The 14773-nt window shown below is 53.3% G+C and carries 11 protein-coding genes, 1 tRNA gene and 1 pseudogene; 12 read left to right on the top strand and 1 reads right to left on the bottom strand.

The window, feature by feature from the left end; translation table 11 throughout:
- Positions 1–836: 836 nt before the first annotated feature.
- Positions 837–1514 (bottom strand): MmcQ/YjbR family DNA-binding protein, encoded by a 678-nt coding sequence (locus tag Q0482_RS00415; protein ID WP_299142023.1) that lies wholly within the window; start codon positions 1512–1514, stop codon positions 837–839.
- A 148-nt stretch (positions 1515–1662) separates the two neighbouring features.
- Between Q0482_RS00415 and Q0482_RS00420 the strand changes: the two genes are divergently transcribed.
- The 12 genes and pseudogenes from Q0482_RS00420 to Q0482_RS00480 all read left to right on the top strand — a co-directional run bounded on the left by Q0482_RS00420 (position 1663) and on the right by Q0482_RS00480 (position 13652).
- A tRNA-Ser gene (locus Q0482_RS00420) sits at positions 1663–1753 on the top strand.
- A 299-nt stretch (positions 1754–2052) separates the two neighbouring features.
- A complete protein-coding gene (locus Q0482_RS00425) occupies positions 2053–2322 on the top strand; it encodes a type II toxin-antitoxin system RelB/DinJ family antitoxin (protein WP_299142026.1) in 270 nt (89 codons plus the stop codon).
- 104 nt (positions 2323–2426) lie between these two features.
- Positions 2427–2676 (top strand): annotated as a pseudogene (locus Q0482_RS09960) (type II toxin-antitoxin system YafQ family toxin).
- A 603-nt stretch (positions 2677–3279) separates the two neighbouring features.
- Positions 3280–4677 carry a hypothetical protein gene (locus tag Q0482_RS00440; protein WP_299142036.1) on the top strand — a complete coding sequence of 466 codons (1398 nt, stop codon included), beginning with the start codon at positions 3280–3282 and terminating at the stop codon, positions 4675–4677.
- 11 nt (positions 4678–4688) lie between these two features.
- Positions 4689–5696, top strand: coding sequence for a hypothetical protein (locus Q0482_RS00445; RefSeq protein ID WP_299142039.1), 1008 nt, complete (start codon positions 4689–4691; stop codon positions 5694–5696).
- Positions 5693–6031, top strand: coding sequence for a YkgJ family cysteine cluster protein (locus Q0482_RS00450; protein WP_299142041.1), 339 nt, complete (start codon positions 5693–5695; stop codon positions 6029–6031). Before Q0482_RS00445 ends, Q0482_RS00450 begins: the two co-directional genes overlap by 4 nt.
- Before the next feature lie 320 nt (positions 6032–6351).
- Positions 6352–7569, top strand: coding sequence for a DUF445 family protein (locus Q0482_RS00455; protein ID WP_299142044.1), 1218 nt, complete (start codon positions 6352–6354; stop codon positions 7567–7569).
- A 104-nt stretch (positions 7570–7673) separates the two neighbouring features.
- Positions 7674–8840 carry a DUF445 family protein gene (locus tag Q0482_RS00460; protein ID WP_299142048.1) on the top strand — a complete coding sequence of 389 codons (1167 nt, stop codon included), beginning with the start codon at positions 7674–7676 and terminating at the stop codon, positions 8838–8840.
- Between the two features lie 988 nt (positions 8841–9828).
- Positions 9829–10647 carry a hypothetical protein gene (locus tag Q0482_RS00465; RefSeq protein WP_299142051.1) on the top strand — a complete coding sequence of 273 codons (819 nt, stop codon included), beginning with the start codon at positions 9829–9831 and terminating at the stop codon, positions 10645–10647.
- 153 nt (positions 10648–10800) lie between these two features.
- The gene (locus Q0482_RS00470; RefSeq protein ID WP_291055763.1) at positions 10801–11619 is read left to right on the top strand and encodes a hypothetical protein; all 819 of its coding nucleotides are present in this window, start codon (positions 10801–10803) and stop codon (positions 11617–11619) included.
- A 920-nt stretch (positions 11620–12539) separates the two neighbouring features.
- Entirely contained in the window at positions 12540–13082 is a 543-nt protein-coding gene (locus Q0482_RS00475; RefSeq protein ID WP_299142054.1) for a hypothetical protein, read from the top strand.
- Positions 13083–13100: 18 nt separating this feature from the next.
- Positions 13101–13652, top strand: a complete 552-nt coding sequence (locus tag Q0482_RS00480) for a phosphoribosyltransferase family protein (protein WP_299142087.1) — start codon at positions 13101–13103, stop codon at positions 13650–13652.
- Positions 13653–14773: the final 1121 nt, after the last annotated feature.

A 14773-nucleotide genomic window follows, 5' to 3' on the forward strand; every position in this document is an offset into this window, starting at 1 on the left:
GTGGAGCAGTCCGGCGCAGCCGGATAGGGGGTGGCCACCGGAGGTGGCCAATTCATCGCTATGTTTAGCATGATTTATGTAGTAGAAGGGGATTCCCGTAACGTAAGGCTCCTTCCTCAGGTGGCAATCCTGCATAGGATTGCCAAGTCGGGCAATGTTGGCCCTTAGCCTGCCCATAAAAGGGCCTTCCTTTTGTTTGCCCGACCGGAATGGAGCTGCCCGACAGGGCTGAGGATAGGCCTTTGCGGAGCAAAGGCGCCGCCGAAAGGCGGCTTTACCAATGAGTCATCATAGGCCCTTTCAGGGCCTATGATTTTTGAGGGGAGCACTGATTCAGTCGCAGAATCAGTGCTCCCTTACGAAAGGTCTGCTATCCTCCGTCGCTTCCGGCGCGCACAGCAAGCCGCTGTCACAAAGACACTACGAAAAGCCTGAAAGAGATTGGCCAGACAGATAAGGGACGCACCAAACTGTTTTTTCCTTCATCTGCCGCATCATAAGGATGATCTCTTTCAGGCTATTCTGTTAAAATCAGTGACAAACCATATTTTCCAAAGATCCCAACCCATGGCGGAAGGGACTTCAGAACGCATCGAACGGACTCACATCCGGAGCTCTTATGGATTCATCTATGCGAGATGGCTTGCAGTATCGGCAGGAACCGGGTATTTTTGGGCGGCCGCTCCCCGGACCTTTCCTCCACTCTCATCTAATTCATATTATATATGAAAGTATAGAAAGATGGAATAGAGAAAGTGACGATATGCGTTGCCAATTATGAAACGTAAGCGCTTGCTATGAATTAAAGAAATGATTCAGGATAACCGTTTCGTCATTTATTTCGTCAAATCAAAACTGGTTTTCACGAGGGACATCACCCTGTCGTCATCCACTGTATCGTCCAGCAGGACTGAAATCCAGGTTTTGTGATTCATATGGTAGGCAGGATAAATCCCCGGAAGCCTGCAGAGGCTTTCGCCCTCTTCCGGGTGGATTTTCAGATTCACAATATCCACCATTTCATCACGGCCCGCCTCAAGAACACTCCTTTTTACATTCATAATAAGGGCGAACCACTTCCGATTCCTCCAGTGGCGGAAGACACCGTAATCCTGGTAACGGGCCGTATGGACAAAGGGATAGTCCGGACTTATGCCAAACGCCTCCGCTATCCGGTCCGCCAGCCGGTTGGCCTGATCCGACGTAAATAGCACATCAGCGCAGCAGGCGCCGGCGATTTCTAAAAGAAGCTCTTCATAGGCCGTCCTCACCATATTCACATAAGCCCCATTCGCCTCTGGCCGCCTGAGCTGGTCATACTCCTCTCCCGTCATGGCGTCGATGACCTGGCCGGACACCGCTCCCTGGGCCGACACCTTCAGCACCGCTTTAAAATCGCCGTCCATGAAATCCTTTTCCAAAAGGAAATCGTGCCCCGCCTCTTGGAATCCACAATCCAGCATAGACTCCTTCCGCCACCGCTTCCGTGCAAAGACCTTATCCTCTATTTCCATGACGAGCCTCCTTATCATACCTGTCTCCTCCTATTGTAGCCCATCTTATTTATTTCTGAAATCAATTTCTGTCTCCGGTGAGCCCTCAAAAAATAAGTCCTTGACAACCAGGCCCCTTATAGTGTATCCTTATACAAGTCAGCTATGTGGAGTGATACTCAAGTGGCTGAAGAGGACGGTTTGCTAAATCGTTAGACCGGGTAACCGGTGCGGGAGTTCGAATCTCCCTCACTCCGCCATAAAAAAGCGTCGAGCATTCGGCGCTTTTTTTATTTGCCGGAAAATGACACTTTCGCGGCTCCTGTCATTTCGAGCGGTGGTACATGGCGGTATGAATCACAGTATCGTAAAGTTAGCGAAACGGAGCCCTGAAATCTCCCTGCTGAAAGCAGCTATTATCGCCTTCTCGCAGGACGCATGCATGTGGAATGGCGAGGTTTTTATTTCTTTTATTAACGTATGCGGATGAATTGATTATTTACTACAACTCAATCATAATATAAGTGAAATATATTGAAAGTTCATGGAGGCGAATGCTATGGAAACGGCGAATGTTCAGATTCGTATGGACGCGGAATTAAAGAAACAGACGGAGCAGACTTTGAAAAGCATGGGACTCACCATGTCCGGCGCCGTTACGCTTTTTTTCCGGCAGGTGGTGAACCAGAGACGGATTCCCTTTGAAATCATAGCACCGGATGTGCCTAATCGGACCACCCGAAAAGCCATGAAAGATGCGATGGAGGGGAAAAATCTATCCAAGAGCTATGATTCTGTAGATGAAATGTGGAACGATTTGAATGCTTAAGCTTCGATATACCCGCCAGTTTTAGGGAAGCACTGATTAATTCGCAGAATCGAATTTCATATGTATTTTTATCCAATGCGGCGTCATAAGTCTCCTTAAATAGCTTGAAAGATTTCAAAAAGGCAAAAAAGCGGGGACTGCCAATGGAAGAATTGAAATTGGTCCTTGAAATTCTGGCTTCTGAAGAGCCTCTTCCACCTTCGTACCATGACCATTCCCTGTTGGGCGAATATGCATCCTTTCGTGAATGTCATATTCGCCCCCGACTGGCTCCTGATTTATCGGATTCATGAAGAAGTCATGGAATTGATTGCGCAAAGAACAGGAAGTCACAGTGACCTTTTTGATGAATAAGGAAATGAATGGAAAAGCGGCACAATGGGTTGTGCTGCTATGAGCAGAAAGTAAATCCCGTAACGTTAGGCTCCTTTCTCAGAAAGGAGCTCCGCGGAGCGGTGAGGATAGGCCTTTGCGCAGCAAAGGCGCCGCCAGAGGCGGTATTGTACGGAAGAATCATTTAGGCCCCTTCAGGGCCTCGGATTTTCTGCGAAAATCCGCTATCCTCTGTCGCCTGCGGCGACACCCCCCTTCCAGAGGAAGGGGGCTAACGCTCTCCGTCATGCAGCACTGGTGATACAAAAGGTAAGCACGTAACGCTGACTTTATAATCATCGCCCGCAGGTCGATACCACAACCTTCGGGCCGTAGGCCCGTCAAACTTGAGAACCCTTCGGCCTTTAGGCTAGTCCATCTTAAGAACCTTTTTACTTTCGCCCCCTGAGCGAAGCGAACACAACCACCCTCAGCCGCGAAGCGCCCCCTTTGGTACTTCGTACCCTTTTTTCCGCCCGCAAGCGGGGGCACAACATATATGAGGGAACCTTTCTCCTTATAAATAGGTTATAATAAAGAAAACACATTACACTCACAGTCTTTGATTTCATCGGGAGGTCAGGTATGGACGAGGAGGAAAGGCGCCGGCGGCGGAAGGAGAATGCTTTGGGGGCTCTGGCGGCGGCATCTTCGGTGGACAGGTCGGTGAGCCGGCTGGCTGAGGTGTACCGAAAGCCTTTGGAGTATACGGGAAACCGAAAGCTCTTTGATGACGGCATGGCGAAGAGGATGGCGAAGGAGAATCTCTTTGCTTCGGGACAGGCGGTGAAGGATCCCTATACCGGGGAGAAGCTGCTCCTTCGGAAGCAGGAGGCGAAGCTGGCCTTTGGGAAGAAGTGGACGGAGCATCTGGCGGAGGCGGATCATGTGGAGCCGGTGCACCGGATTTTCGAGGCCCACAAGGACGATGCCTGGGTCACTGCCGGCGATATCAGGGACGCGGTGAACAGTCCGGAGAATCTGAAGACCATTTCCCGGAAGCTGAATAATGCGAAGCGGGACCGGACGAATGAGGATTTCTACGGCGATGAGAAGTATCTTGCGGATAAGGATATCCACCTTTCCAAAGAGGCGAAGGAGCGGGCCATGGAGGATGGCCGGCAGGCGCGAAACCATGTGGACCGGTCCCTTGCTTTGAAGGGGGCAGGAAATCTGGCCGCTGAGTTTCATAAATCCGGCATGGAGGCTGCTGCCGGAGCGGCTGTTTTTACCGGCGCCATGGCGGCGGTGGACAATATGGTGGCAGTGATTGAAGGGAAGAAGGAGCCCGGCGAAGCCATCAAAGACCTGGTGAAGGTGACCGGCACGTCGGCGGCCCTTTCCTATGCTGCCGGTGGCGCAGTGAGTGTCATTTCCCACAGCCTTTCGGCATCTTCCAATTCCCTGGCCCGCATGCTGGGACAGGCGGGGGTGCCGGGGAAGGTGGTGGCGGCGGTGCTGTCCACGGCGGGGATTATTAAAAATTATATCTATGGAAAAATCACCGCTTCCGAGTGCATTGTCCAGCTTGGGGAAACGGGGATTGCCACGTCCACCGCGGCGGCCGGCATGTATGTGGGGGCGGTGGTGATACCGCTCCCCGTCATCGGTTCGCTCATCGGCGGCATGGCGGGATATATGCTTTCGGGGAAGGTGTTTACCGCATTGAGCGGCGCCCTGGCTTCGGCAAAGCTGGCCCGAAAGGAGCGTATCCGCATCGAAAAGGAATGCGCCCAGTCTATCCGGAAGATACAGGAGTATCGGCGGCAGCTGGATGAAATCACAGAAAAGTATTTCAAGGAAAATCGGAAGGTCTTCGATGAAGCTCTGGGGGATATGGCGTGGGGCCTGAAGCTGGGGGACGCCGACGGCTATATCCATGGGGCGGACAAAATCATTCGGCAGCTGGGAGGTAAAGTTTCCTTTCATAATATGGATGAGTTTGATGAATTAATGAATAGTGATACCATCATTAAATTATAAGGAGGTACATCATGCCTATTCCATTCATTCTTGGCGGTATCGCCGTAGCGGCCGGTCTTGTGGGAGCAAAGAAGGCGAAGGATGCCAGTGATAAAAATGCCCGGGCGAAACGAATCAACCGCAGAGCTGACGAAAAGTTTGAGAACGCAAAGAAAGAGCTCCTTGCTGCCCGGGACGAGGCAGGCAGCGCCCTGGAAAATCTGGGCCGGGCGAAGGTAGATATCCTTCATGGCAGTGTCACCCGTTTCGTGGATACCTTCGGAAAGATTCACCACGTGGAGCTTACCGGCTCCGCCGGCATGGACGAGCTGTCGGAGTTTACTGTGAATGAGGATGCTTTGAAAGAAATGGGCGAATTGGGAAGCCTGGCTGCCCGGATGGCGTCGGGCACGGTGGAAGGGCTGGCGGCAGGAGGCCTCATGGCCTTTGGCGCCTACAGCGCCGCCGGCCTTCTGGGCACTGCCGGTACGGGAGCAGCCATTGCAGGACTTTCGGGGGCGGCGGCCACCAATGCTACCCTTGCCCTCCTGGGAGGCGGCACCCTGGCGGCAGGAGGCCTTGGCATTGCCGGCGGCACCGCCGTGCTGGGCGGTCTGGTAGCAGGGCCTGCCATTGCGGTGATGGGTTTCATGATGGATGCCAAAGCCGATAAGAATCTGGACATAGCCAAGAGCAACCGGGCCAAAGCGGAAAAAGCGGAGGAAGAAATGAAACTGGCCGGCGACGCCTGCCGGGCCATCGGGAAAAGGGCGGATATGTTCAGCAATCTGATTTCTGAAATCGATCCCATTTTCAAGTCTCTTATCCAAAAGATGGAAGCAGTGGTGAAGGGAAAAGGCACAGACTATAGGGACTATGGCGAAGAAGAAAAGAAAACCATTGCCATGGCCCTTGCCACCGCCGGCGCCGTGAAAGCAGTGCTTGATACGCCCATCCTCAACAAGGCGGGGGCGGTGACGGAGGAGTCCCTTGCGGCCTATGAAAGGGTGGAGGCCTTCCTGCCCAAGGTGCAGGGATGATGCACTTCCCCTGCATCGCCTGCGGCCTCTGCTGCGAAAAGGCCCGGTATGTGGAAGAGCTGCAGAACTTTCTGGATAAAAAGGGACAGTGCTGCTTTTATGACCGAGAAACGAAAAAATGCCGCATCTATCACCGCCGCCCTGCTATCTGCTGTACGAAGACCATGTATGAGAAAAAGTTCCGTGCCAGCATGAGCGAAAAGGACTATGTACTGGCAAATCTTTCTGTGTGCCGGGAGCTGAATCTTGCTGCCGGAAATAAAGAGAATGCGGAAAGAATCAGGAGAATTATGGAAGAAATCAGGGAAAGCGCAGGAAATGAGGAGGCCCTTTGACACAGTCAATAAGAGACACTTGAAATGCCGCCTGTCGGCGGCGCCTTTGCTGCGCAAAGGCCTATCCTCAGGTGGCAATCCTATGCAGGATTGCCACCTGAGGAAGGAGCCTGCGTTACGGGATTACCCTTTTCCCCACAGTCATTCCGAGCCGCAGGCGAAGAATCTGGGTACGCGGGGCGGATGATACCTCTGCGCTTCAGGCAGGGGCCTGAAAGTAAGGTCACATCTCCCCACCTTCCTGGCACCATGAAGGACGTGGGATTTCTCCACTCATCTATGGACAAATCTTGTTTCGTGAATTCTTGAAAGGAGGATTTATGCGTAAGAAAACGATGGCAGATGCCATACTGGCTGTCTCTGCCCTGGGGGCTCTGGCGTCGGCTCCTTTTCAGGAGAGCAGTGTGGCGGCTGCTGCTCTTTTCCATGTGTCCTTTGCTGCTTCCGTCGGTGGCTTTGCGGACTGGTTCGGCGTGACTTCTCTTTTCCGGAAGCCTTTGGGCGTGTCTTTCCGCACGAATCTGATTTCCAAAAGCCGGGGGAAAATCGTGACCATGGCCAGGGACATGGTGACGGAAGAAATCCTATCCCAGCGGCGTTTGAAGAGGCTTCTGGTGAATCATGTGCCTTCGTCGGTGGTGGAGCGGTGGATGAAGGAGCACCGATCCGACCTGTGCTGCATCCTGACCGATGGTCTGGAGGCTGCTTTTTCTTCTCTCCATGAGGAATGGCTGTGGACTATGACGGGGAAGAACCTGTCTGCCCACCTGCCCACCGTAGACTGGGCGTCCTGCCTGGCTTCGGTGTTGCTGTCTTTTAAACATTACGGGAAAAAGGGAGCGCTTTCCCAGGCTCTGGCGGAAGAGGTGAGGCGATTCCTGCAGGATGAGTTTACGCTGGAGGAAATTGGCCGCATTTACCGCTCTGCCTGGAATCATTATGAGAATCATGGGTTTTTGAATTTTCACAGTCTTTTCCGAAGGGCAGTCAAGGACAGGGATGAGGAGTTTATCCAAGGCATACAGAAGAAGATTTTCGACCTGGCGGACTCCCTGTCTGATGAGGACAGCGAGGTGAGGAAAGGGCTGGGAGAGCGGTATGATGATTTTCTCACGCGGCTCACGACAGATGAAGGGCTCAGGAGGAAGCTGAATGGGCGGATTTCCCGCGGAGCAAAGCAGCTTCTGGAAGAGAAGGGCAGGGATTTTTTCCTGCAGGAGTGGAGAAATCGTCATGAAGAGCTGGCGGGCTTTTTGGCGGATCTCATTCTGCAGCGGGCAGAAAGGATGCTGGCGGATAAGGGGGAGCGGCGCCGTTTTGATGCCTGGCTGCTTTCCATGGTTCTTCCCCATGTGAAGGAAATCCATGGGGCTGTATCATCGGTGGTGGAAAAGAAGCTTGCCCAGTACGACGGGGACACCATGGCCCGCCTTTCTGAAAAGGCGGCTTCCGAAGAGGTGGCGGCTATCCGCATGAACGGCTCCCTCTTCGGCGCCCTGCTGGGCCTTGCCTTTTTTGCGGCGGGGGTGATGGTATGAAGCGGTACGGCAGAGCCAACCTCCTCATGGCAGGGGCCTTTCTCCTTTTCCTTACAGCCTTTTGCCTCAGCCGCTTCAGTCCCTGGCAGGAGGAGACATGGGTTTTGATTCTCTATTTCCTGGCCCAGTCATGCTTCATCGGCTGCGTGGCGGACTACATCGCCGTGGAAGCCCTTTTCCGGCGGCCCTTTCATCTCCCTGTGGGGCAGCTCATCCCCAAGAGCCGGAAGCGCATTATCCAGAAGCTTGGCGAAGTGAACAGCACCCTTCTTTCCAGGGAGAACCTGCTGAAGAAGGTGGAGAATTTCTCTGCCTCCGAGCTGGTTTTCCGAAAGCTCAGGGAAGAAGGAAATCGAGAGAAATGGGAACGAAATCTCTCTCTGAAGGCAGGAGAATGGTTCGTTTCCTTTGTGAAAACCCATCGAAGCGACGCCGCCCGCATAGCAAGAACAGAGGGGGAAAAGAAGCTCTCCGCTTTCATTTCCTATGCAAAGGAAAAAATTCTTTCCGAAATGAATCGGGAAGAATGGCTGGACCGGATTTTAGAGGAAGCGGAAAAAAGGACAAAGGACAGGAAAAACAGGGAGGCCCTGGCCCGTTTCTTGGAAGAAAAGGGGGACAGTGAAGAAAAGGGATTCTTTGGCTCTTTATTCTACGGCGCCGGGAAACTCTTCGGCGTTATCGACTACGACAGCCTGGCGGACTCTGCCATGGACGCCCTTGGGGAAGAAATAGAAATGTGGAAGGATAAGGACAACCCCTTCCGAAAAACCCTTCTTGCAGGCTGGGACAGCATGGTGAGACGGTTTCTGGAGGATAGGGCCACAGAAGAAGCGATGGCAGACTTCGGAAGGGAACTCTTCCGCTCCCTTCCCATAGAAAGCAGGGTGGAAGAAGCGGTGGACGCCTTCCTCAGAGATTGGGGCGAAGGAAGTGCCTTCCACGAAAAACTGGCGCCCCAGATAGAGAAGTCCCTCCATCATGCCCTTTCGGCTGCAGGAAACGACAGCGGATTCCGGAAGCGCATGGACCGATTCGCCCGTGACCTGGCGGTGGAAATCATTACCTACGAACACGGCTGGCTGGCTCCCGCCATGACAGAAGTGCTGGAAAGCTTCACCGACGACGAACTGAATGAATTTGTGGAATCCAAAGTATGGAGTGAACTGGAAGGCATCCGCATCAATGGCGCCATGGTAGGCCTTCTGGCAGGATGTGTTTTCTATGTGTTCCTTATGTGGGTATGGGTGCCTTTGGTGACACGCCTGTAGGCGTGAAGGGTGACGGCCCTTTGGGCCGAAGGTTCTTAAGGAGCTAAGGTTTGACGCGCCTCTGGCGCGAGGGTTGAGGTGGGCGGCTTCGCCGCCGGTTATTATAAAAAAACGTACAACCGGGCTTCGCCCGGGGGAAAACAGGCAAACCGCCCTGCGGGCGGGAAAAACCATACAACCGCGCCTATGGCGCGAGGGAAATGCACCCCTTCTGCCGCCTGTCGGCGGCGTCTCTCCACGGGAAAGCGTCTCACACGATTCTCAGTCGCCTACGTCTCCCTACGAATCGTGTTCGCTTGCCACCCCGGAGGGGGAGATTCTAGCGGCGCTATAGGATGAGCAACTTAAGTTAGCACTAAAAGAAGCGGAAAACAAACCTCCCCCTCCGGGGTGGCAAAGGAACTGGATTCGTAGGGGAGCGCAGCGACCTGAGAATCCAGTGACATGCTTTCCTTTAGGAGAGGTGCCGTAGGCAGAAGGGGTGTATTTCCTCGAGCGAAGAGAGGTTGTTTGGTTTTCGCTGCCAAAGGCGGCTTATAAAATTCATCGCCGCGAAGCGGCGATACCTTCCCCTCAGCGGCGAAGCCGCTGTCAAACCTAAAAACCCTTGGGCCCCAGGCCCATCCATCTTAAGAACCTTTTCCCTCTCCAGGGGCCCTGCAGGCCCGCTCCCTCTTCGGGGAAATAATAAAACAGAGGGGCTCCTCTTCTTTTCTGTTGCGCCCTATAAATTTTTTCTGTAAGAAAAAAAGGCTTTCATGAAATCTATTTTTTTCTAATGGTGTATAATTAATGGTGTAAGAAAAGGCCTTGGGAAAAGGCAGGGGAGGAGAACAGTGACAGGAGGACCGAAGGAACGGTAATTTCGATAATCCGTTTCTTTGGCAGGATTTCTTATGTCTGTCAGAGCGTTTGATGGCCCGCAGATGGGGTTTCTGATGGAAAGCATGATGACTCATGGCTTTCGTATTCCAAAGGAGGAATATATATGACAATAACTTATGTTCTTCAGGTTCTTCAGGCAATGGAAGATGGGAAAATTCAGGATTCGACCTACATCAAGGATCTGGAGGGGGAGCTGCATAAGGCTTTTCGGCGTGTAAGGAGAAGACTGCTTCGCCTTCGGAGCCGTGCCCAGTATGAAATCGGGGAAATGGATCGGGCCAAGGTGTCTGCTACTTCCGGCCATATGGAGGAGTTCACCAAGTACTGCGCTCTGATTCGGAATTTCAATCTGAAGGACTGCGAGGGACTTCCGGGTATTGAAAGTTTCCTGAAAGAAGGCTTCAAGGTGGATGATATGATTTCCAGGGCGGACAAGATCGCCAGCCTGGAAACGGTGAGCGCTGTGGCTTATTCACCCATGGCTCTGGGCTTCGGTCTTCTTGACAGCTTTGCTATCCTGCCAAAGGTGAATATCGACAACAAGCGTTTCCACAGCATGGATATGGCCTATATCCATGAGCTCATCGGAGATCTCAAAAATTACCAGGATCATGTGAGAAAGCTGACGGCAGCTATCAGTGAAATCGGACTGAAGGCCAGGGAGGAAGCTGACTGCCTCAATGATCTCCATGATTATTTCGTAGACGGCATTGATGACCTGAAACGGATTCTGGAAGGGAAAGGGGAGGACTGGAACCGCTACTCCCAGTCGGAAAAGATGCAGATTGCCCGGGCTATCCAGTGCGCCCAGCTCATTACCATTCTCTTCCCCCATCTGCTGAACGATAAGGGCGAGGTGAGCGAGGAAAGCGAAAAGGCCATTGAAAAGGCAAAGAAGGCCCTCTCCTTCCGGGATGCCTGAAATCTCCCTTGACTGCCCATTTCTATGAGGCTTTCTATATGTTATAATAATAAACATAGATATAAGGGGAATCGCTGGTTCATTCCGTCAGATCAGTTGTCCTATCAGTGCTTCCCTGGTTCGATACATTACTGATTGAAGGGGGAACGAGTCATGTCGATTTCTTTTATTCTGCGAATGATCGCAGGGGCTGTGAGCGGCAATTCCAATTCTGCCCGTCCGGAAAGCATTAACGGCGAAGTGGAAAGGGCCAGAAGAAGGGCCATGAAAAGAATTAACCGTGCCAAAGTCCGTGCCCAGGATGAGCTGGGTGAACTGGACCGCGTGAGGATTACCCTCATGTCGGGAGATATGAAAAAGTTCACCAGCCTCTTTTCTCAGCTGAAAAATGTTGATTTCCACGACTGCGACACGCTGGCCGGTCTGGAACATTTCAACAAGGAAAGAAAAAACTGGCGTGAAATGGAAAAGCTTTCCGCCAAGGCCATGAGCGTGGTTACCCTGGCAGGAGCGGTGGACGCCGTAGGATTCGGCGCCGGCGTGCTGGACCAGTATGCCAAGGTACCGGAAATCAAAGGACTGGATATTAAAGCTGACGGCACAGAAGATGTGAACGCCCTGAAGGATATGAGTGCCCGTCTCCAGGAATTCCAGAAAGAAGTGAAGGACATGTGCATCCGCATGCAGGCTGTCCGTCACGAGGCCAGAAAGACAGAAGATGCACTGCTGGATCTGTCCGACTATTTTGAAGACGGCATCGAGGACATCAAGTCCATCCAAAGCGATGCAGGGAATGACTGGACTAAGTACACTCCCGCCCAGAAAATCCTCATCGGCCGCACTGCCCAGATCGCCCGCCTTATCCGCGCCCTCTCGGAAGTCCGCTTCCTCAATGATGACGCCACCCTCCGTCCTGAAATCCATGAGTCCATCGAAGCAGCAGAAGAACTGCTGGATGAACTGGGAGCTTAACAGCATAACTTTGGAATAGAAACCGGTGCCCTTTCGCAGAAGGGCGCCGGTTTTTGAGTGGGGCCGCCCGGCGGTGCTTCCCTGTATTTCCATAGGCCTGCGCCTTCGGCGCAGAGGGGGCGTATGGCATCCATCAGTCTTCCAGCCCTCGGTGCCAAGGGCTGTGTTCGCTTCGCTCAGGGGGCAATGGCCGTGGTGTGGCGGTTCTGCCGCCAGTATGGATAAAACCTTTACAACCGGGCTTTCGCCCGAGGGAAAACATGCCGAACTCGCTTCACTCGTTGGAAAAGCGGCCCCCTTTGGTGGCTGGCGCCACCACCTTTCCCCCTGTTCAGGGGGCACTATGGGTGCTCAGCATTGTGCCACATGATACCAAGGGTAAGCGTAGAGCGGTTTATTCCCCCCCCCTGAATAGGGTTGGAGTCCCGCGAAGCGGGATAGGGGGGCGAACGCAGTGAGCCAGTCAGCAGAATGTTTATCATGCTATTTGATACAGGAAGGTATATCCCGTAACGCTGACTATATACTCATCGCCGTAGGCGATACAACAACCCTCAGTCCGAAGGACTGTCAAGCCTAAGAACCCTCCGGCCAAGAGCCGGTCAATCTTAAGAACCTTTTCCTCCGCCCCCTGAGCGCCAGCGAACACAACCTTTCTACACAGCCTGCCGCCGACAGGCTGCCATAACCTCCAGCCCCGCAGGGGATGGCAACTTTTCATCCTATTTCCCCTCAAAATCAGTACTCAATAGAGGCAATTTATTGTACAATAGAATAGGTATTGAATCAGACAGGAGATGATAAGGTTGAAGAGATTTCAAAAATGGGCGCTTTTGCTGGGGGTCTCTCTAGCTTTTTCCTGGGGAGGGACGGCAGGGGCTTTTGAGCCTTATTACCTGAATGGCGATAAAACCTATCCCATGATACAGAATACCGGCGGTATATATAATGATGGCGCTACGGGCCTGTTTCTTGACCTGTCCTCCCTGACAGTGGAGGATGTGTTTGAGGACGGCCTGCAGGCGAAGGTGAGGACGCTGGATGTAAAGTCCGCGAAGGCCTATACGGAAAGCGTAATCCATGTACGCTACAGTGTGGATGGAAAGGCCTGGGCCCTGGGGCAGGATGGCCGGTGGCGGGAAATCCCGTCCGGCACGGAAGACCCGGCGGCGCTGACGGTCTATTTCATTCGTCAGGCTATGGCGGAGGATGGTACTCGTGACAGGCTGTCTTCTGAAATCGCTGCCATTATGGAAGTTAAGAAGGATAACCTGGGGAAGGCAGCGCCTCCCGATGCGATTCCCCTGATTGATGTAGAAGCGCCTAAAGAGGGGCAGGCTGTAAAGAAAAAGGGAAATGTGCAGAAGGAAAATCCTGATGCAGACCAGGTCACGGTTACTATTACCGAGGCACCGCAGGTGGAAATCACTTCCACTCCGCCGCCGCAGGTAGATATTACATAATTTTTTTCGAGGTGTATGATGGCAAAAAGACATTACGAGCTTCATGTGGCAGGCTGCACAAGGCAGCTTCCTGTAATCAATATTTCCGATACCCTGGCGATTGCAGGCTTTGTAATCCTGGGGGATACGGAAATCGTGGAGAACTGCGCCAAAGAGCTGGCGGCCAAGGTGCCGAAGGATACGGACATCATCATGACGGCGGAGACCAAGGGCATCCCTCTGGCCCATGAACTGGCCAGTGTGCTGGGCATGAAGCGGTATATCGTGGCTCGGAAATCGGTGAAGGCTTACATGGAAAACCCGATCTGGGTGGAGGATGAATCTATTACTACTGCCGGCAAGCAGCGGCTCTACCTCATGGATTCGGATGTGGAACTGATGAAGGGCAGGAATGTGCTCCTGGTGGACGATGTCATCAGCACCGGCGGCTCCATGAAGGCCATGAAGGAGCTGGCAGAAAAGGCCGGTGCCCATGTAATCGGCGAGGCAGCCATCCTGGCAGAAGGGGACGCGGCGAAGAGAAAGGACATTATTTATCTGGAACCGCTGCCCCTGTTTGAAGCGGAATGAGGCCGGGCCGCCGTGACACGCCCTGGCGGGCGTGAGGGTTGACGGCCCTGTGGGCCGAAGGTTCTCAGGGTTCTGAAGATTGACGCGCCTCTGGCGCGAGGGTTGTGGTGGGCGGCTTCGCCGCCAGTTTGGATAAACCGGACAACCGGGCATTCGCCTGGAGAAAACATGCAAACCGCCCTGCGGGCGGGGAATGCACCCCTTTCTCAGCCTGCGGCGGTACTTCTCCACGGGAAAGCATGTCACTGGATTCTCAGTCGCCTTATGGCTCCCTACAGCACAGCTATCACCGACTTACTGGATTCTCAGGTCGCTCACGCTCCCCTACAGCACGGCTATCACCGACTCACAATAATTTGAGCGTCGCTTTGCTCCTACAAATTATGTTCGCTGGTGTGACTCCAGTTCGCTGGAGTGACTCCAGTTCCTTTGCCACCCCGGAGGGGGAAGTTTTAGCGGCGCTATACCTTTTGATGCTTATGAGATTTATCAGATAACGGTGATATCCCCCTTTGGTGGCTGGCGGCACCACCTTTCCCCCGTTCAGGGGGCACTATGGGTGCTCAGCATTGTGCCACATGATACCATGGGTAAGCGTAGAGCGGTTTATTCTGCCCCCTGAATAGGGGGAAGTCCGGCAAAGCCGGATAGGGGGTGGCGAACGCAGTGAGCCAATCAGCAGAATGTTTATCATGCTATATGATACAGGACGGTATATCCCGTAACGCAGGTTCCTTTCTCAGAAAGGGGATGGGCGCTAGCCCTGAGGGACACCGACTCCTTTTAGCAAAGAATTGACGCCCCTATCCTCCGTCGCCTAACGGCGTCACCCCCCCTTTCCTGGGGAAGGGGGCTCTGGCTCTCCGTCAAGTGACAGTGGTGAGACAAAAGGCGATTCCCGTATCTCTGTGCTATAAAACTCATCGCCGCTAAGCGGCGATACCTTTCCCCTGAGCGAAAGCGAACGCAACCCTGCTACACAACCCGCCGCCGTCAGGCGGCCCTAACCTGCGGCGCCAGCCGCGCCCCTTTTTGGAAGGCGGCGTCAGCCGCTTCCCAAATATGATATAATAAGGAATACAATGTTTACGTTACTGATATTGTCTCCACAGGAGGAAACA

The sequence above is a fragment of the uncultured Dialister sp. genome (assembly GCF_937959425.1).
GTDB lineage: Bacteria > Bacillota > Negativicutes > Veillonellales > Dialisteraceae > Dialister.

What these genes read in the sequence shown, in the direction of transcription:
- Q0482_RS00470 (WP_291055763.1), top strand. Translation starts at nt 10,801, where the DNA reads ATGTCGATTTCTTTTATTCTGCGAATGATCGCAGGGGCTGTGAGCGGC.
- Q0482_RS00480 (WP_299142087.1), top strand. Translation starts at nt 13,101, where the DNA reads ATGGCAAAAAGACATTACGAGCTTCATGTGGCAGGCTGCACAAGGCAG.
- Q0482_RS00450 (WP_299142041.1), top strand. Translation starts at nt 5,693, where the DNA reads ATGATGCACTTCCCCTGCATCGCCTGCGGCCTCTGCTGCGAAAAGGCC.
- Q0482_RS00440 (WP_299142036.1), top strand. Translation starts at nt 3,280, where the DNA reads ATGGACGAGGAGGAAAGGCGCCGGCGGCGGAAGGAGAATGCTTTGGGG.
- Q0482_RS00415 (WP_299142023.1), bottom strand. Translation starts at nt 1,514, where the DNA reads ATGGAAATAGAGGATAAGGTCTTTGCACGGAAGCGGTGGCGGAAGGAG.
- Q0482_RS00455 (WP_299142044.1), top strand. Translation starts at nt 6,352, where the DNA reads ATGCGTAAGAAAACGATGGCAGATGCCATACTGGCTGTCTCTGCCCTG.
- Q0482_RS00465 (WP_299142051.1), top strand. Translation starts at nt 9,829, where the DNA reads ATGACAATAACTTATGTTCTTCAGGTTCTTCAGGCAATGGAAGATGGG.
- Q0482_RS00425 (WP_299142026.1), top strand. Translation starts at nt 2,053, where the DNA reads ATGGAAACGGCGAATGTTCAGATTCGTATGGACGCGGAATTAAAGAAA.
- Q0482_RS00475 (WP_299142054.1), top strand. Translation starts at nt 12,540, where the DNA reads ATGATACAGAATACCGGCGGTATATATAATGATGGCGCTACGGGCCTG.
- Q0482_RS00445 (WP_299142039.1), top strand. Translation starts at nt 4,689, where the DNA reads ATGCCTATTCCATTCATTCTTGGCGGTATCGCCGTAGCGGCCGGTCTT.